The organism is Colwellia sp. NW0002-52-1 (assembly GCF_057550865.1).
In genome coordinates, this window is record NZ_BAAJLU010000010.1 from 87,744 (window position 1) to 106,989 (window position 19,246).

The 19,246-nt window shown below is 37.3% G+C and carries 16 protein-coding genes; 5 read left to right on the forward strand and 11 right to left on the reverse strand.

What is annotated here, in order from left to right:
• Positions 1–272 precede the first annotated feature (272 nt).
• Complete coding sequence (gene fadR / locus AC27H3_RS11470; RefSeq protein WP_487106334.1) at positions 273–983, reverse strand: fatty acid metabolism transcriptional regulator FadR; 711 nt, start codon at positions 981–983, stop codon at positions 273–275.
• 579 nt (positions 984–1,562) lie between these two features.
• Between fadR and AC27H3_RS11475 the strand changes: the two genes are divergently transcribed.
• A complete protein-coding gene (locus AC27H3_RS11475) occupies positions 1,563–2,231 on the forward strand; it encodes a nitroreductase family protein (protein WP_487106336.1) in 669 nt (222 codons plus the stop codon).
• A gap of 198 nt (positions 2,232–2,429) precedes the next feature.
• On the opposite strand, the gene arsJ is transcribed toward AC27H3_RS11475, so the two are convergent.
• From arsJ to AC27H3_RS11495, 4 genes are all read right to left on the reverse strand, one after another.
• Positions 2,430–3,692: an organoarsenical effux MFS transporter ArsJ gene (arsJ, locus tag AC27H3_RS11480; RefSeq protein WP_487106338.1), complete on the reverse strand. Its 1,263-nt coding sequence runs from the start codon at positions 3,690–3,692 to the stop codon at positions 2,430–2,432.
• A gap of 54 nt (positions 3,693–3,746) precedes the next feature.
• Positions 3,747–4,757, reverse strand: a complete 1,011-nt coding sequence (locus tag AC27H3_RS11485; RefSeq protein ID WP_487106340.1) for an ArsJ-associated glyceraldehyde-3-phosphate dehydrogenase — start codon at positions 4,755–4,757, stop codon at positions 3,747–3,749.
• Positions 4,758–4,886: 129 nt separating this feature from the next.
• Entirely contained in the window at positions 4,887–5,900 is a 1,014-nt protein-coding gene (arsB, locus tag AC27H3_RS11490) for an ACR3 family arsenite efflux transporter (RefSeq protein WP_487106398.1), read from the reverse strand.
• A 19-nt stretch (positions 5,901–5,919) separates the two neighbouring features.
• Positions 5,920–6,747 (reverse strand): metalloregulator ArsR/SmtB family transcription factor, encoded by an 828-nt coding sequence (locus AC27H3_RS11495; RefSeq protein ID WP_487106342.1) that lies wholly within the window; start codon positions 6,745–6,747, stop codon positions 5,920–5,922.
• Between the two features lie 601 nt (positions 6,748–7,348).
• Between AC27H3_RS11495 and nhaB the strand changes: the two genes are divergently transcribed.
• A complete protein-coding gene (gene nhaB / locus AC27H3_RS11500) occupies positions 7,349–8,938 on the forward strand; it encodes a sodium/proton antiporter NhaB (RefSeq protein WP_487106344.1) in 1,590 nt (529 codons plus the stop codon).
• A 140-nt stretch (positions 8,939–9,078) separates the two neighbouring features.
• Positions 9,079–9,597: a disulfide bond formation protein DsbB gene (gene dsbB / locus AC27H3_RS11505; protein WP_085302841.1), complete on the forward strand. Its 519-nt coding sequence runs from the start codon at positions 9,079–9,081 to the stop codon at positions 9,595–9,597.
• Between the two features lie 209 nt (positions 9,598–9,806).
• Here dsbB and AC27H3_RS11510 read toward each other — a convergent pair whose 3' ends face one another.
• The 3 genes from AC27H3_RS11510 to psrA form a co-directional block, all read right to left on the reverse strand.
• Entirely contained in the window at positions 9,807–11,183 is a 1,377-nt protein-coding gene (locus AC27H3_RS11510) for an SLC13 family permease (RefSeq protein ID WP_487106346.1), read from the reverse strand.
• Between the two features lie 101 nt (positions 11,184–11,284).
• The gene (gene nagZ, locus AC27H3_RS11515; RefSeq protein WP_487106348.1) at positions 11,285–12,298 is read right to left on the reverse strand and encodes a beta-N-acetylhexosaminidase; all 1,014 of its coding nucleotides are present in this window, start codon (positions 12,296–12,298) and stop codon (positions 11,285–11,287) included.
• A 165-nt stretch (positions 12,299–12,463) separates the two neighbouring features.
• Positions 12,464–13,099: a TetR family transcriptional repressor PsrA gene (psrA, locus tag AC27H3_RS11520; protein WP_085302844.1), complete on the reverse strand. Its 636-nt coding sequence runs from the start codon at positions 13,097–13,099 to the stop codon at positions 12,464–12,466.
• Between the two features lie 593 nt (positions 13,100–13,692).
• Here psrA and AC27H3_RS11525 point away from each other — a divergent pair.
• Positions 13,693–15,537 carry a M2 family metallopeptidase gene (locus tag AC27H3_RS11525; RefSeq protein WP_487106350.1) on the forward strand — a complete coding sequence of 615 codons (1,845 nt, stop codon included), beginning with the start codon at positions 13,693–13,695 and terminating at the stop codon, positions 15,535–15,537.
• Between the two features lie 107 nt (positions 15,538–15,644).
• On the opposite strand, the gene AC27H3_RS11530 is transcribed toward AC27H3_RS11525, so the two are convergent.
• The 3 genes from AC27H3_RS11530 to AC27H3_RS11540 are packed head-to-tail and all read right to left on the reverse strand — an operon-like array spanning position 15,645 to position 18,251.
• The gene (locus AC27H3_RS11530; RefSeq protein ID WP_487106352.1) at positions 15,645–16,694 is read right to left on the reverse strand and encodes a DUF2955 domain-containing protein; all 1,050 of its coding nucleotides are present in this window, start codon (positions 16,692–16,694) and stop codon (positions 15,645–15,647) included.
• Positions 16,695–16,704: 10 nt separating this feature from the next.
• The gene (locus AC27H3_RS11535) at positions 16,705–17,769 is read right to left on the reverse strand and encodes an HlyD family secretion protein (protein ID WP_487106354.1); all 1,065 of its coding nucleotides are present in this window, start codon (positions 17,767–17,769) and stop codon (positions 16,705–16,707) included.
• Complete coding sequence (locus AC27H3_RS11540; RefSeq protein WP_487106356.1) at positions 17,766–18,251, reverse strand: MarR family transcriptional regulator; 486 nt, start codon at positions 18,249–18,251, stop codon at positions 17,766–17,768. Before AC27H3_RS11540 ends, AC27H3_RS11535 begins: the two co-directional genes overlap by 4 nt.
• A 334-nt stretch (positions 18,252–18,585) precedes the next feature.
• On the opposite strand from AC27H3_RS11540, the gene AC27H3_RS11545 reads away from it, so the two are divergent.
• Positions 18,586–19,245: a LiaF domain-containing protein gene (locus AC27H3_RS11545; RefSeq protein ID WP_487106358.1), complete on the forward strand. Its 660-nt coding sequence runs from the start codon at positions 18,586–18,588 to the stop codon at positions 19,243–19,245.
• The last annotated feature ends 1 nt before the right edge of the window (position 19,246 follow it).

The following is a 19,246-nucleotide window of genomic DNA, read 5'->3' on the forward strand; positions in this document are numbered from 1 at the left end:
TAGCCCACTATTCATTAACGTTTTGCCTTGGAAATGGCATAAAATGAAGCATTGATGGTGTAAATTCGTGATGTTCACCTTACTATAGCATTTACTTTACCACCTAAGCTTTTGATTCACTTGAGTATCAAGCACTCATTATCCAGAGTTCAGGTTAATAAGTATTATTGATAATTAAAAATAATTTCATAGATAAAAAAAGACAACTGCTTAGCTTATTAAGCACAGTTGCCTTATTTGATCTTAAACATTAATTGTTTAGAATAGTTATACTACTCAGCGAGTTCTTTTAATACTTCGTCTTTTAACTCGTACCAAAGTTTACCGGATTCAACACCGTATTTTCTCACTGCAAAAACTGACTCATCAAATTGATTTGCTTGAGCTAATTCAATTAATTTTTTGTAGTAAGTTCTAGTGATTTCTCGACCTCGAGGATGAGCAAAATATAAACTACCTAATCGAGAATACAAGCCTCTAAAACCATTTAAAATAAGTAAGTAAATAGAGTTACCTGATGCAACCACTAGCTCTTTATTGAGCTGATAATCAAACTCGGCGAAAGCTTCACCGGTATCTTCCACATCTTCAATAGCTGATAGTAACTCAATCGTTTTTTCGGGATTATTTTTAATCGCACCACGAACATAAATGGCACTGATATTGGTTCTTGCAGATAATAAATTTTCGACTAAATCAGGAATACCTTCTTGATCGAGCTGTGCAAGAGTTTCAAGAATATTTAGACTAGAGGTTTCCCAAAAGTTATTCACTTTTGTTGGCTTACCGTGTTTAATCGTTAACCAACCATCACGAGCTAAGCGCTGTAATACTTCACGTAAAGTCGTTCTAGTTACACCAATCAGTTCTGATAATTCACGTTCAGCGGGTAAAATAGTACCCGGTGGAAAACCACCATTCCAAATAGATTCAACAATATATTGTTCAGCAAATCCTGCAGGACTGTGCGCTTTTATAACCATGTGGCTCCACATTGCATAATAGGTGATTTAAATTAGAACTGATTGTACCAGAACAAATCATTGACACAAGCGCAATAAAGTCAACTAGCTTTTTCGCTAACATCACTTATGTTGAGAATGTGTGGCAGGTTGTGGTTATTTTAATATTTATAATAAACCTTTACATGACAAGTAGCGTGCCTAAAGTAGATTATTTAACCTACATTTACATTAATTTGGTTTGTTGGTTTGTTGGTTTGTTTAAACTTAAAAAAGCTTTACAAGATTATTCATTACCAACCCAAAATAGGCATAAAAACATTACAGCTTTACACATAATGCTCTATTGAATTTTTTAATTTAACCCTGTTTACGCTAAACGCATTTAGGCATGCCTAAATGAGTTGTCGATAAGCTATACTTTCAGACATGATAATTGCTGCACTTATTATTAAGTGAGTAAAAGTCTTCTGGTTTTATATGAAGTAACTCGCCCGTGGCGGATCAAAAAAGTAATTAATTGTTACTCAGGCTTTGTTTTTAATAAAACGGCTCAACATAGTAAACATCGGCTAAACAAGCCACCTAACGGAGAACATCATGGCTCAACAGAACACAACTCATCCAATTATTAATGATCTAGAAAAACGTTATACTTCTAAGCGCTATACCACCAAGCGTATTTCTCAAGAGAACCTAGACGTGGTTTTTGAAGCAATGCGCCTTTCTCCTTCATCAATTAACTCGCAACCTTGGAAATTTATTGTTATTGAATCCGACGAAGCGAAAGAACGCATGCATAATACTTTTGCTAATAAATTTCAGTTTAATCAACCACACATTAAAACAGCGTCGCACGTTATTTTATTTGCTTACAACCCTAAATATACTCGTGATGATTACGCCAAAGTGATTGATGCCGATATTAAAAATGGTCGTACACAAGCAGAGAATCGTGAGCAGGCATTTGGCGCTTATGCCTTTGTTGACATGAACACAGATGAGCAAGGCAATAATGCTACATGGACAAAAGCACAAACTTACATTGCTTTAGGTAATACCATGCATGCTGCAGCGCGTTTAGGAATTGATTCAACCCCAATGGAAGGTGTAGATGCCGAACTTATTGGTGAAATTTTTGAAAAAGAATTAGATGGTTACATATGCGACGTAGCATTAGTGCTTGGCTACCACGACGACTCTGAAGACTATAATGCTAAGTTACCTAAGTCTCGCTTAGCGAAAGAGCAAATAATTCAAGTTCTATAAACACTTTATATAAGATTAAACGCTAACCAATCTGCAGGTTAGCGTTTTTTTTGGGAATACCTCTCGCCCTTTTAAAACAGTACAGCCTAACTAAATTAACTGACTATGGGCTTTATAAAAGCCGTATTCTGCTTCTTCGCTAGGTCTGTTTTTTGATGATTTTTACTCTTTGTGGCACTAAATTTATCTACTGCCTTTTTACCTTGGAAGTTTTAATGATAATAGCGCTGCAATAGCAATAAATGCACTCGATATCCATAAACAAGCTTTTAAACCATATACTTGATAAACCAGGCCAGAGAGTACCGTACCTATTAATCTGCCCATGGCATTAGCCATGTAGTAAAAACCCACATCAAGTGAAACCCCGTCTTTGCCAGCATAACTGATAATTAAGTAGCTATGTAAGGATGAGTTTATCGCGAAAACAGCACCAAATATCAGCAAGCCTATAATGATTGAAGCTTTAATATAAAAGTCGAAATGCAGAGCTAAAGCAATAGCGAGCGGTATTAAGGTTAAGTAACTTGCCCATAAAAATGCCGCTCTACCTGACGGAGCAATATTTTGGCTACTGTCAGTAGTTTTTCCACTACTCGTTTTATTGCCCGTAATAACAGGAGCAAGTGATTGTACAAGGCCATAACCAATAACCCAGCTTGCCATAAAGCCACCAACCCACCAATGATCCCAGTTAAAAGTTACCGCTAAGAATACCGGCAATGCTACTACAAACCATACATCACGAGCACCAAACAAGAACATCCTCGCAGCAGAAAGAATATTTATTGGCTGACTTTTAGAGAATATTTCCTTGAGTTTCGGTTTGCTTTTAGCTTTACCTAAATCTTCTTTTAGCGCGAATAAACTAAATAACCACACTAAAGCTAATAGGCTTGCCATTAAGATGATCGCCCCTTTAAAACCTAATAAGGTCAGTAGCAAACCGCCTAGAAAGAAGCCAACACCTTTCAAGGCATTTTTAGAGCCGGTAAGAATAGCAACCCATTGATATAACTTACTTTCAGCGCCTGCAGGTACCAGAAGCTTAATAGAGCTTTTCGCACTCATTTTATTAAGATCTTTAGCAATGCCTGATAAAGCTTGTGCTGCCATCACATAGATAATAGTTAGCATCTCAGCTGGTACTGCTAACATGCTCAGGGCAATTATTTGCAACCCTAACCCAATATTCATGGTTTTATTTAGGCCAAGTCGTGCACCTAACCAACCACCAACAAGATTTGTAATGACACCGAAAATTTCATAAAACAAAAACAGCATGGCTATGTTTAACGGACTGTAACCTAACTGGTGAAAGTACAGCACAACCAACATACGCAGAGCGCCATCAGTTAAGGTAAACGCCCAATAGTTGCCTGTGATCACCAAGTATTGTTTTACCTGTTTAGACATTACTTGTTTAGATCCAGCCTGTTTAGACTCTACTTGCTTAATCATTATTTAAACCTTAGTGGACGATATTGAATAATTGATCTTTTGTTGAATGAAGCATTAACCCTTATCGGCTAAACCTACCATGCGAGCTAACTCGGCGGTTCGGTTTGCATAGCCCCATTCATTGTCGTACCAAACATAAAGCTTAACTTGGGTATCGTTGACTACCATGGTTGATAGAGCATCAATAATACTTGAGCGCGGATCAGTTTTGTAATCAATAGAAACTAATGGCCGCTCTTCAAACCCCATAATCCCCTTGAGTTCATTGTCGGCCGCGGCTTTAAGTAATTGATTAACTTCCTCAACTGATGTTCCACGTTCCACTTCAAATACACAGTCTGTAATTGATGCGTTAGCTAGAGGAACTCGTATGGCATGACCATTTAATTTACCTTGTAGCTCAGGAAAAATATGCGTAATCGCGGTTGCAGAACCCGTTGTGGTTGGAATTAAACTCACACCACAAGCACGTGCTCGGCGTAAATCTTTATGTGGAGCATCTAATATTGTTTGCGTATTAGTAATGTTATGAATCGTGGTCATAGATCCATGCTTAATACCTATTTTTTCGTGCATAACTTTCACAACTGGCGCTAGGCAGTTAGTAGTACATGACGCTGCAGTGACAATACGATGTAAGGCTTTATCGTATAACCCATCATTTACCCCCATAACGATATTTAAAACGCCTGCTTCTTTAACTGGCGCGGTAACAACAACACGCTTTACCCCTTGCTCTAAATAGGCTTGTAATAAAGCTTTGGTTTTAATTTTACCGGAAGCTTCTATTACCACGTCACACTGAGACCAATCAGTATCTTGAGTCGCTTTATTTTGCGTGCAAGGAATAGCTTTGCCATTAATAACCATCGACTCACCGTCATGCGAGGCGTTGTGATGCCAACGGCCATGTACCGAATCAAAAGTCATTAAGTGGGCGAGAGTTTCTGCATTACCTGCGGGATCGTTAATGTGAACAATTTCAATATCGTCCCAATCAAATGCTGCTCGCATTGATAAACGTCCCATACGGCCAAAGCCGTTAATACCAATTTTAATCGTCATGTACTTATCCTTAATTTTTTTCAAAATAATTTAAAAATATGGCTTATAAATTAGCGTCGCTATCTTAAAAGCTAAATTACTCAATAACTATCTATGTGGTTTTATCATTAAAAATTTAATATTACGGTCTCAAAACCAGTTTTTTGTTCGGTTAATAAAATAGACTAAAGACAACATAACCGGCACTTCAACCAGCACACCAACAACGGTTGCTAAAGCGGCACCTGAATGTAGGCCAAATAGTGAAATAGCGACAGCAACAGCTAATTCAAAGAAGTTTGAGGTGCCAATTAAACAAGCAGGTGCAGCAATATTATGTGACAATTTCATCCACTTTGCGGCCAAATAAGCAATAAGGAAAATGCCGTAAGTTTGTATCATCAAAGGGATGGCAATTAAGCCAATAGTTTTGGGATCATCGATAATAGTTTCAGCTTGAAAGCCAAACAATAGAACAACGGTTGCTAGCAAACCAACAACCGACCAAGGCTTTAATCGTGCTAATAGATGATTCAATGATTGCGTATTGTTACCATTATTTAAAAATTTACGCGTAATCACACCTGCCATTAAAGGCAGTAACACATATAGTAGCACCGAAATAATTAAGGTTTCCCAAGGGACTTCAATATCACTCACCCCAAGCAATAGAGCTGAAATGGGGGCAAAGGCGAATATCATAATGACGTTATTAACAGAAACTTGCACTAAGGTATAATTAGCATCACCTTTTGTTAACTGCGACCAAACAAAAACCATGGCTGTACAAGGTGCTACACCCAATAAAATCATGCCGGCAATATATTCTTGAGCAGAAGCGGGATCAACCCAATCAACAAAAAGATAGTTGAAGAACAGCCAACCTAACGCTGCCATAGTAAAAGGTTTAACTAGCCAATTAATGATGATAGTTAACACTAACCCCTTAGGGTTTTTGCCAACATTTTTTATTGCTGAAAAATCAATTTGAACCATCATAGGGTAAATCATCACCCAAATGAACATTGCAACAATAATGTTAACATGGGCTATTTCAAAGTTAGCAATAACCTGAAAAACATCCGGTTGCCATAAGCCTAAAATCACCCCAAGGGTAATACTTAAAGCTACCCAAACCGATAAATAACGCTCAAAAATTCCCATCATTCAGTCCTTTACTTCTCTACTTACAAAAACTCGATTTATCTGGTCTGTTTTGCATACTACTTAAACGTTGAAGTTCTTGATTAATCAACAAAACATTATTTTCAGTTGTTTGCGCAATTACGGTCTTTGCCCATAACGGTAGCTCAGGGTTTATGCGATAGAACACCCATTGGCCATGTTTTCGGTCAGTAATCACTTTAGATTTTTTTAATACGGCAAGGTTGCGTGATACCTTAGGTTGGCTGTCTTCATCAAGCGCAGCCATTAACTCGCAAACACAAAGTTCGCCGTGATAATGGGTTAGCATCAATGACTTTAATCGAATATCGTCAGTCAAACTTTTATAGAAGGTAATAGGAGAAAAATCGGATGGTGATTCTGCTGTATCATTACCTAGGCTTTTTGGCGAAGTATTATCTACACTATTAGATTTTGCTTCTACTAAAAGAAACATGGCTAAACGAGTGTTTAATTCGTTTAATGTTGCTGAAAATGGGTTGCTATCAGTACGTGTTTTGGGATCGGGGAAATCCCACGCAAATTGTTTACCTGCATGAGGATAATTTCTGCATTCGCTATTGGCTTTATCACAAAGGGTAATCACATAATCAAATACTTGCCCTTCAAATAGCGTTATATTTTTAGACGTTAAATTTTCAGTCTGTAAACCAAACCTTTTTAAAGCTTCAATCGTTCGTGAATCTATACCTTCTGGTGAAGTACCAGCACTGAACACGTCAAATTTGTCAGCAGCTTTATGCCTTAATAGTGCTTCAGCCAGTTGTGATCTTGCTGAGTTGCCAGTACAAAGAAAAAGAACTTTCTGTTTTTTTAGATGAGTCATTAGATAACCAAACTTTACATACGAAAAACAATATATGCAAAATATTATATATACATATCTTAATATATAAAGGAGTTCAGTTAAAAAAAGTAAAGTTAAATGAAGCGCGTTGTAAAAATAATTTAAAATAAGTGTTGAAATAATAGCTGAGAGAATACTCACACTAAACGCTAGAGCAGTACTGTAGAACCTAACTCTTAATCGCCACAACAGCCATAGTATATTTAAATATCAATAACTTGCAGTTAAAGGCTATTTAAGATGATGCTCATTAATATTTTTCTAATCTCAACGTTAGTTAATTCTAAAAGCTTAAAGTTGACTAATACATTTTTGAGCACCATAAATAAGTTTGATACAAGCTCCAGTTATTTTCATACCTACTATTACCTACCCTTATTTGACACCTTTACTTACTATAAGCCTATATTTTCAGTTAAATCTAAGCTCTCTCATGCATTACACATTAAAACTGGTGAATCACATATATTTACAAGCGGTAATTTTACGCTTAAACTCATAAACGCATTAAATTTATATAAAATAATTAAAAAAGCACAGTTACACTAACCCAGGCTCTTACTTTTTCAAAAGGTTCAATATGCAGCAATCATTCATGAATGCGTTTTACAAAAACTTTCTCGGCAATTCGCCAGAATGGTACAAACTCGCAATAATTTCATTTCTAGTCATTAACCCCGTTTTATTTTTCGTCGTCGACCCTTATATTGCCGGCTGGGCGTTGGTTATTGAGTTTATTTTCACTTTAGCCATGGCACTAAAATGTTACCCACTCCAACCCGGTGGCTTATTAGCTATTGAGGCTGTTGCGATGGGTATGACAACCCCTGGGCAAGTAATGCACGAGATGATTTTAAACTTTGAAGTAATATTATTATTAATCTTCATGGTTGCCGGCATTTACTTTATGAAGAGCTTGTTGCTGTTTTTATTTACAAAAATAGTCACTAAAGTACGCTCCAAAGTAATGGTTTCATTACTCTTCTGTTTTTCTGGTGCGTTCTTATCAGCCTTTTTAGATGCCTTAACGGTAATCGCGGTTATCATCAGTGTTGCTATTGGCTTTTATTCTGTTTACCACAAAGTTGCTTCAGGCAAAGATGTGTTAATTGAACATGACCACACCAGTGACAACGAATTAGCTGAATACTCTCGTAACGATTTAGAGCAATTTCGTGGTTATTTACGTAATCTAATGATGCATGCTGGTGTTGGTACTGCTTTAGGTGGTGTTTGTACTATTGTTGGTGAGCCACAAAATTTAGTTATTGGCCAACAAGCAGGTTGGGAATTTGTTGAATTTGCCATTCGTATGTCACCTGTAACAATTCCTGTATTTTTTGCTGGTATGTTGACATGTGTGCTTTTAGAAAAATTCAAATGGTTCGGTTACGGTGTTGCTTTACCCGAAAATGTTTACAATATCTTAAATGAGTTTGATATTGCTGAAAGTGAAAAACGTAATACCCTTGATAATGCAAAACTAGTTATTCAAGGCGTTATCGCTATTTGGTTAATTGTTGGCTTAGCATTACATTTAGCACCTGTTGGTATCATAGGTTTATCAGTAATTATTTTAGCAACCGCGTTTACTGGCGTAACAGAAGAACATCAAATTGGTCATGCTTTTGAAGAAGCGCTGCCTTTTACTGCCTTACTCGCAGTTTTTTTTGCTGTCGTTGCGGTAATTGTTGATCAAAACTTATTTACGCCTGTTATTACTTGGGTATTAACCTACGAAGGCAACATGCAGCTTGTTATGTTCTATCTAGCAAATGGCTTCTTATCAATGGTCAGTGATAACGTTTTCGTTGGTACGGTATACATAACAGAGATCACAAAAGCATTAGCTGCTGGACAGATTACTCGTGACCAATTTGATCTATTAGCTGTTGCAATTAACACAGGTACTAACTTACCAAGTGTTGCTACACCAAACGGCCAAGCTGCTTTCTTATTCTTACTAACCTCGGCTTTAGCACCATTAATTCGCTTGTCTTATGGACGTATGGTTATTATGGCATTGCCTTATACTATTGTATTAACCATTGTTGGTTTACTTGCAATTTCTACCGGCCAACTGTCAAAATATACTGAAATATTTTATGAAAATAATATTATTCAGCATCACACTGCGGGGCCAGCGACTAAAGCACCCGGTGGACACTAATATTTGTAAATCATAATAAAGAAATATCTATCTAATAAAGCGCCCTTGTGGCGCTTTTTGTTTATTGCTAGCATGCCGTAGCATTTCTTAAACCTTAATCCAATTGGGATTAACAACAACCCAGCAGTAGGAATCATTTCGTGAATTTTTTAAGCCAATTACCTTTAAATCAAAGAGCATGGCAATTACTCGCAGCTAGCGCTTTATGCTTCGAATTAATCGCATTATATTTTCAATATTTCATGGGGCTTGAACCTTGTATTATGTGTATTTATCAGCGCACAGCCGTATGGGGAATATTTTTAGCCGGCGTTATTGGTGCCTTAGGTTGTCAAAACCTTATCATGCGGTTCATCGCTTATGGATTGTGGGCTACAGGCGCAATTTGGGGCTTTATTATTGCTTTAGAACATGTTGATATGCAGTCATCAACTATGTCATTTCTATTTAGCTGTGAGTTTGTGCCAAACTTTCCTACTTGGGCACCTTTACACGAATGGCTACCGGCCTTATTTGAGGCGAGTGGCGATTGTGGTGATATTAAGTGGCAGTTTTTAGGCTTTACTATGCCACAAGTTATGCTGGCTATATTTGGTGTATACAGTGCGGTGTTCGCTATCGTTTTGCTTGCTCGTTTATTGAAAGAGAAAATGCTTTAAGTTATACCAATTTGATTATTTAACTTGGTATGTGAAAAAAATGACCAATACTTAAACGTATTGGTCACTATAACATGAGGAAAAACGCTGATGTATTCTTTAAATAATCCCAACCTAACCTTTTCTATTCATACGTCAAATGTAGCTCTTGATTTAAATATAAGTATTCCCACTTAAACAATGCTTGTCACATGAGCGATACATTGTTTTTAAAGTAACAACAAATAACAAGTAATTCCCACTAAGCAGGCAATAATAAAGCTAAGTACCGCCCCTTCTTTAACCATGTTTTGAATCTCTATTTCACCGGTACCATAAGCTATTGCGTTTGGCGCGGTTGCTACAGGAAGCATAAAAGCACAACTAGCACATATCGCCGCTGGTACCATTAATACTTTGGGATCATAACCTGAGGCAATTGCCGCAGCCGCTAAAATAGGCATGAGTAATGTTGCCGTTGCCGTGTTACTGGTTATTTCGGTTAAATAAGTAACCACTAAGCAAATGGTTAAAATCATAATAATTGCAGGTAAATTTGAGAATGTTGCCAGCCATTGTCCTAATAAATCACTTAAACCTGAAGCAACAAAACCTTTCGCTAAAGCTATGCCACCGGCAAAAAGTAATAACATGCCCCAAGGAATAGTTTTGGCACTGTCCCAGTCTAATAATCTAGAACCTTTACCGTTTGGCACTATAAACATTAATACCACAGCAAATAATGCAATGGTACTATCGCCAGCTATTTCAACACCAAAGACTCCGCTCCAGCCACCAAAAGGCTCAGAGCGTGTTATCCATGCTAATGCTGTTAAGCCAAATACCCATAAAGTACGAGTTTCTTCGGCGCGCCATGCCCCTAATGTAGGTAAATGCACTTCTTGTTCAAGCTTTACGTTTCTAGTTAGCCAAAAAGCCATAATCGGCACAGCTAAAACCACTATCGGCACGCCTACTTTCATCCATTCTAGAAATCCAAATTCAATGCCAGTTTGCTCTTCGTAAATTCCCATAAAAATAACATTAGGCGGCGTACCAATTGGTGTGCCCACACCGCCCACGTTTGCGGCATAAGCAATACCAAGTATTAAAGCGACTTTAAGGTTTTGGTTATCAATATGTTTAAGAATAGCCAACGCTATAGGCAGCATAATTAACGTTGTTGCTGTGTTAGATATCCACATACTCAAAAATGCGCTGGCGATCATAAAACCAAGTACCATGCGCCTGCCACTATCTACACCAACCATTCTCACCATATAAACAGCTAAACGTTCGTGTGCACCACTTTTTTCTATAGCTTTGGAAAGCATAAATGCTCCCATTAGCAACAGTATTACGTGACTCCCCAAGGCTGATGCGACTGTTTTATGATCAACAACACCAAAGAGTGGTAACAAGGCGAAAGGCACTAATGACGTAGCAGGAATAGGCAGTGCTTCAGTTACCCACCAAATTACTGTTAGCAGCGTGATAGCTGCGGCAATAGATGCTTTGCTTTCCATGCCCAAAGATTGCAATAAAAAGTAAAAGCATATTGCTAAAATTGGGCCTAACGGAATGAATAACTGTCGAGTTAGTTTCATAAATTTATCCAATGTTTTTATTATTATTTGGTAAAATATATTATTTAATAAAAAGTTTTTATAGCGCTAGCAATTAACTTGTTAAGCTTCTACCAGCGAAGTTAACAATAATTTTTCAAGTACTTGCTAGCGTGTTGCCACCTTGAATTATTTTTAAGTGATGGCCAGTTGTTATCGCTATTTTTCAATAACTGCATCAGTCTTTGATTACTGGTTGATGAATGCGCAATATTAGCATTATCTAATACATCAACACACCCTTCTCGGTTATTACATAGTAATAGCATATCGCAGCCAGCATCTTGTGCAGCTTCAGCGCGCTCAACATAACCACCAGCACTTGCCGCACCTTGCATCGATAAATCATCACTAAAAATCACGCCTTTGAAGCCAAGATTTTCGCGTAGAATATCTTGCAGCCAATAACGAGAAAATCCAACAGCTTGGTTATCGACATCAGGAAAAATAACGTGTGCTGGCATTAAAGCATCAACTTTACCACGCGCAATAAGTTGCTTAAATGGTAATAAATCTTGTTGGAAAATATCGGCTTTTGGTCGGGTATCAACCGGTAAGTCAATATGTGAGTCAGCTTTGACACTGCCATGTCCTGGAAAGTGCTTTCCTGTCGCCTTCATACCCACTTGATGTAAACCATTAATAAAAGCTTCAGCTAAATCAGTAACGAAGTCAGGCTGTTGATGAAAAGATCGATCGCCGATAACGTCACTAATATTATTAATATCTAACACGGGTGCAAAACTAATATCAATCCCTACAGCTTGTACTTCTAAAGCCATTAAAACTGCACTTTGTTTAGCCAACTCTTTCGCTAAGCTAAGGCTGTGTTCCGACATTTCCCATAGCTTTCCCATCGCAGGGATTAATGAAAAACCGTCTCTAAAACGCTGTACTCGACCACCTTCATGATCAACAGCAATTAATAATGGCCTTTTAGCTGCCTGTCGAATTTGCTGACTTAAGTCAGCAATTTGTTCAGGCGAATGATAATTGCGAGTAAAGAATATTAAGCCACCCACTAATGGATGTTGGAGAATTTCTTTATCTTCTTGAGACAATGATGTGCCTTGCACATCAAGCATGACTGGACCCATAACAACACTTTAAAAAGTAAATATGTCGCTACTCTACCTAAATAAAATCAATAAACAAAGTTGGTTAGCTAAATATATCAGCTATCAAACATTGTTTTATTACTTTAGCTTGGTATTAACTTATACAAAACAACCCTATTAAGAAAACAACTCTGTTCAAAAAAGCTATAGAGAGTGATTTACCGATATAGGTGCGCCAACACCAGCAGCTACATAAGGGATCACATTTTTGATCACATCTGATATTTGTAATTCACGTTCGAAATCACTTTTTGCAATGTCGATTAAGGCATCACTTGATGACATAGTGAAAACAACAGTACCCATAGTAAAGTGCAATCGCCAAAACATTTCTTCAGCACCAAGCGCTGGGTAAGCTTTTTGTACGGCAATCACAAAATTGTCAATTACACCTGGGTATTGAGTAGTTAAAAACCAGCGTAAAAAGCCTTGGCTATCAGTATAACCTCGCCCAAGTAACTGTAAAAAATTACTAGTGCCATTATTTTTAAACTCATTTAGTGATAATAAGGGTTCAATAAAAGCAGAGAATACTTCAATTAAACTGGGTGAATCTTGCTCGCACACTGCAATTAAAGCCAACTCTAAACGTGGAGATAGCTCATTCATGTAACGTGACATAACAGCTTTAATCAATTCTTTTTTCGAACCAAAGTGATAATTAACCGCAGCTAAGTTAACTTCAGCTTGACTGGTAATTTCACGCAGAGAAGTGCCATTAAAACCTTTATCTGCAAACAGGCTCTCTGCTGCATCTAGTATTTTATTCTTCGTACTCATAAATAAATAGCGCCGTAACTCTGGTTTAATAAACAATTAATACAGGCAGTTTAAACAAGCGTTTTAAATAACGCAACTCAGAATAAAGAGCTGATAAAATTAAAGGTGAATAAAGTATTAAAAAATTTAAATTAAACATAATGAATTTACAAAATGTTACTCGCCCAATGATAAAATATAAGTAACAATATTGAGCCCATTAATAAAATTAAATTATTTTCATGAACTTTATTTTGTTTAGCCCGCACCTGCCCTATTTATAGTACTTGAGCCATAAAATGATTACAAAGTTTTACACAAATAACACAGTAAAAAACACCTGAAATCGCTATTATATTTTGGCGTTCTACGAAGAACTTTGTGAAACGCAAATTTCATACTTTCCCTAGTATATTTATATAATGGCTCAGCACCCCTTTCGCTGAGCTTTTTTTTGCCTAAAATTTAGCATCGGTTAAACTTAGCACCATTAAAATTGCCATAAAAGCAATTCTGTTGCCAATATACTCATCTCAATTTACACTAGCTATGATCTTATATTAAGTTGACTAATACGCGAAAAAATCGCTAACAAATAACAAAAATGGATACTTATGAAACCAACGTTTAAATTAACCGCCGCAGCACTTATCGTTGCCACAAGCCTTAGTGCTTGTAATGGAGACAAAACAACAAATAATGACGTTAAGCCTGTCAGCAAAGCCAACACGGCATTAACTGCTCAAGATGTTGATACATTTTTAACTGCTACCGAGAAAGAGCTAGTACAACTCAATATTGAAGGTAGTCGTGCTGCCTGGATAAATTCTAACTTTATTACAGATGATACATCTGCACTTGCCGCAATTGCCGACCAAAAATCAACAGAAGCCGGTGTTAGGTTTGCCATGCAGGCCGCTAAGTTTGACACGGTTGATGTAAGCGCCGACCAACGACGTAAGCTTAATATTCTAAAGCAAAGTTTAGTAATGCCTGCGCCTCAAGATCCGGCTAAATCAGCCGAGTTAGCAAAAATTGGCGCTGAATTAAATAGCATGTATGGTAAAGGAAACTACACCACTGAATCAGGTGAAACCCTGAGTTTAGGCCAAATGACGGCTAAAATGGCAAGCTCACGTAACTACGATGAATTACTAGAAATGTGGCAAGGTTGGCGCACTATTAGCCCTGACATGAAACCATTATATATACGCCAAGCAGAACTTGCTAACGAAGGTGCCCAAGGTTTAGGTTATGCAGATTTAGGCGCTATGTGGCGCTCTAACTACGATATGTCGGCAGATGAGTTTGCCAAAGAGCTTGACCGTTTATGGGGACAAGTTAAACCTTTGTACGATGATTTACATTGTTATGTACGCACAGAGTTAGGTAAAACTTATGGTGAAGATAAAGTGCCACAAGATCAACCAATTCCTGCGCATTTACTGGGCAATATGTGGGCACAATCTTGGGGAAATATTTACGACGTTGTTGCGCCAGAGAATGCTGATCCTGGTTACGATCTTACTAAACAGTTAGCCGCCAATAATTACGATGAAATTAAAATGGTTAAAGGGGCAGAAACATTTTTCACTTCACTTGGTTTTGAAGCTCTACCAGAAACATTTTGGCAGCGTTCTCTATTTACTAAGCCAGCAGACAGAGATGTTGTTTGTCATGCATCGGCTTGGGATTTAGATGCTAAAGACGATATACGTATAAAAATGTGTATTCAAAAAACTGGCGAAGATTTTTCTGTTATTCATCACGAATTAGGTCATAACTTTTATCAACGTGCATACCAAAACCAACCGGTTTATTATCAAAACAGTGCTAACGATGGTTTCCACGAAGCCATTGGCGACACTATAGCGCTGTCGGTAACACCTAAGTACTTAAAAGAAATTGGCCTAATTGATACTATTCCAGACGAATCTAAAGACATTGGCTTACTGATGAAAATGGCGTTAGATAAAGTGGCCTTTATACCTTTTGGTTTAATGGTCGATCAATGGCGTTGGAAGGTTTACTCGGGCGAAGTAACGCCTGAAAACTATAATACGGCTTGGTGGGAGCTACGTGAAAAATACCAAGGCGTTAGAGCGCCTATTGATCGCGAATCAAATGCCTTCGATCCTGGTGCTAAGTATCATGTACCCGGCGGCGTACCTTATTCGCGCTACTTCTTAGCACATATTCAACAATTTGAATTTCATCGTGCATTATGTGAAATTTCAGGTAACACAGATCCTATTCATCGTTGTTCTATTTATAACAACAAAGATGCCGGTACTGCTTTAAACAAAGTACTTGAAATGGGCTCAAGCCAGCCATGGCAAGAAGCCTATAAAGTGTTAACAGGTAATGAACAAATGGATGCAACCGCTATTCTTGACTATTTCGCGCCATTACAAACTTGGTTGAAAGAGAAAAATCAAGGTAAACAGTGTGGTTTTTAATCTTTAGCTAATGCGAATAAAAAGCCGTTACATCTTATGATTTAACGGCTTTTTTAAACTTAAAAAATAATAACGACAACCTTCAACATTTTCAAAGCGAAACAAGTTTATTCAAAAGTATGGTGGCGCGTTACGCTAAAGCGATTAAGAAAATGGTGCATAATATAAATAGCACACAAGCTTAAAACAATTGCTACAGATACTGATGAAAAACGGTATAGCGCACTGTATATTAAGTCTTGTCCTGGCCCTAACGATTGCCCAAATAAAATTCCAAAGGTCGTTAACACGCCAAATCCTATACCTGGTGCACCGCCCCCTAAGATATGAAAGCGAGAAAATACAAAAGACAATATCCATAAAATAACAACTGGAAATAATAAAAAATCGCTATGATTATATAAAAATAATTGCGATAAAAGCGCGGCATTACAACCTATTAATGTGCCAATAGCGCGTTGCCAACCAGCCATGCCAGCTGCCTTCCAGCATAAAGAAAACAAAATCAACACTGATGCAGCTTGCGCTGAAATAGAATCTTTTAAATCTAGCACCTGAAAAACAACAAAAGAAAGCGTAGCAACAGTCGCACAAAGTAACACTTCATGGCGAATACTCTCTTTTGCTTTAGTGGGCATTTTAGGCAGTATTCGTGCGCTAACATCAGGGAATATACCATGCATGGCAGCGGCAATAATCACAGTGATAAAAATGGCCAGACCATTACTTAAAATAATCGGATAAATAGTGCTGTTTTGATCAATATAGCTAGAAAAATTCAATTGTATCGATAAGCTAACAACGCCTAACGCACCAAATAAAAATGCACTACCATTGCTCATTTTATGGAATAAAAAACAAAATGCACCAAAGGTAAATAATGTTATTACTACCGGTAAATGAGAAAATAGTCCTTGGATTATCAGTACCATAAAGGCACTAAACCCCGCTGAAGCAATGAATTGCCGAATAATGCTGCGGTTTAGCGTCGGCACCATACCTAAAAGCAGCATAGGGTAAACGGTAAAAAATATACCATTAGGCCAATTCATCAGTTTACTTAAGGTAAAACCTATAGTGCAGCCTCCCGCAATTCGCAACGCTTGTCGCAAACCATTAGCATTTAACTCTGGCGCACCACTTTTAACTTGACTCATAATGCCCTTATTAATAAATGTAATGTAACCAGCTAATAAGCCTAATTTGTGCGGCGCCAAACCATTGCCCAAAACTTGATTCAGGTAATAATTGCACCGTTGCTCGCGAGCCGCTTGGCATATTTGAGATCATTTCTTCATTATTTAATAATTTAAGGTGAATTCGTTGACGTTGTGCATCGCGTACCCAACGGTTACTGGTTTCTGTTGTACTTAACATACCATTCGCACTAAGTTGGCCATCGCTAACACCGGCTTCAAAAGTCAATATTTTAGCTTCGTACACTTCGCCTGGTCGACTATCAAAAACCACTCTAGCTAAGCCGCCGGCTTTCATATTCATTAGTGACTTTTCTCTAAAATCAGCCACTAAGTCGGCTTTTTTTGCCACAATGGCCAGTAAAGGTTTTCCTGCTACTGCATAAGCACCATCGAGTAATTGTAAATTAGTTACTACCCCATCACTTAACGAACGAACTTGCGTATAAGATAAGTTTAGCTCAGCTTGAGCAAGTGTATTAGCAGCATGTCTGATTGCTAAGTTATGTTCACCTAATTCACCACGCGCTAAAACTGCTTCAACTAATTGTGCAGTTAATGCTGTTTCATTGGCTTTACTGGCCTCGAAATCAGCTCGAATAGTTTCAAATGACTGTTCAGATATTGAGTTGTTTTTATAAAGCTTTTCCCCTCTATCTTTTAACAATTGTTGCTCATGCTGTTTAGCTTTTGCAGCGCTAACGTTCGCTTCAATCGCTTTAACATTAGTATCTAAACGTTTATTCTGAAGCTTGGCATCATCAAGCATTAACTGTGCTTGCTCAAGTGCTAAGGTATATGGGCCTTGGTCTATGTTAAATAGTACGTCGCCAGCTTTTACCCTTTGGTTATTACTAACCAACACTTTAGTTACCCGCCCGTTAATTTGTGGTGATATTTGCACTACCGGGTGATAAACCCGTGCTTGTGGTGTTACTGGCAAGTAAATATCGGCGACTAAATAATAAATAAATACGATCACAAACCCTATGAGGGAAAATCTTACATAACGTGTGAACTTTTCATCTGGTGTCATTTACTTACCTTATTTGCGAGACTATTTTCAATAAAGCTTTGAGCATTATTTTCCATTTTGATTAAGCCCTGTGCCATTTCATCTAATTGAGTAGCAGTAAACCCCTGATAGAGTTGGCTTTTAACTTCAGCTATTTTTTCTTTCAGTGTATGCAATGTTTTGTGACCTTGCGCAGTAAAATAAATATTCTTACTGCGTTTATCATGTTCGTCCACACAACGGGTAATGAGTAACTGCGCTTCTAATTGCTTTATTGTACGAGTAAGTGAAGGCATTTCTATTCCTAGACTTTGAGCTAATTGATGCTGTGTAACGCCTTCTTTTAGCATATGAATATGTATTAAAGCTGTCCAGCGAGATTGTGTTAAACCTAGCGGCTCAACAGCAATTGTGACTACATCTCGACATAGACGATGTACACGGCCCATATTACCGCACAGTGTTAAATTTAGAGATTCATAATAAGGAACTTGTGTGGTCATAACCCCCTCCAACTACTTAGCGTGCTAACTAATACATAAAATTATAACATTAGTTAGCACGCTAAGTAAATTCAGGCTGAATAACCTAAAGAATTAAATTGCTACTGATTAAATTGCTACTGATTAAATTACAATTCTAAGGTGCCTAAAGATTTAACCACAAACACGATGAGTATTAACTTTTGTACTAAATAATGGCGTATTTCACAGTAACTAACATAGCTTTATTTCATAACTAACTGTATTTTATGCATTTTAAATTTTGGCGTTATCTTTGCTATTATTTATTACATAAACATTAGTACAAAATAAAATATAAATAATGGAGTGGAACATGTCAGTAATTCTGGAAGACCGACCAATTGAACAAGTACGCGAAGAAACAATCGATCAGTTAATATTTAACTATAGTCACGGTGTTATTTCAGCAGAAGCGTTTGAACGTCGTTTAGATGACGCGATGAACAGCAATAAGCACCAAGAAATTATTGCTCTCGTTGCTGACTTAACCTTAAAAGCTGACACACAATATAATGATAATAAAGTACACCAATTTACCCCTAGCTATAGTCATGCAGAAAGTGATGAAAATTTAAGTCTGAAAAATATTTTAGGTAACCTTGAACGCAGTGGCCAATGGAATGTACCAAAAACTATCATCATACATAGTATATTAGGCGAAGCAGTACTCGACTTTACTGACGCTATTTTTCAGCATCAACATGTAACAATTAAATTAAATTGCATATTAGGCAGTAACAAAATTTACGTACCTGAAAATATTAATGTTGTTTGTAAGTCTTTTGGTGTTATTAGTAATATTGAGAATAAAGCTCCTTCAATGGCAAATAAGCAAGCGCCTATAATTACTATTGAGGGTAATGTGGTTTTAGGATCATTAACTATTGCGGTTAAAAGAACCATTAAAGAAAAATTTATCGCCTTTGCTAATAACATGAAAGCCGCTTTTGACAATGAAAACAAGCTGTTTTAAT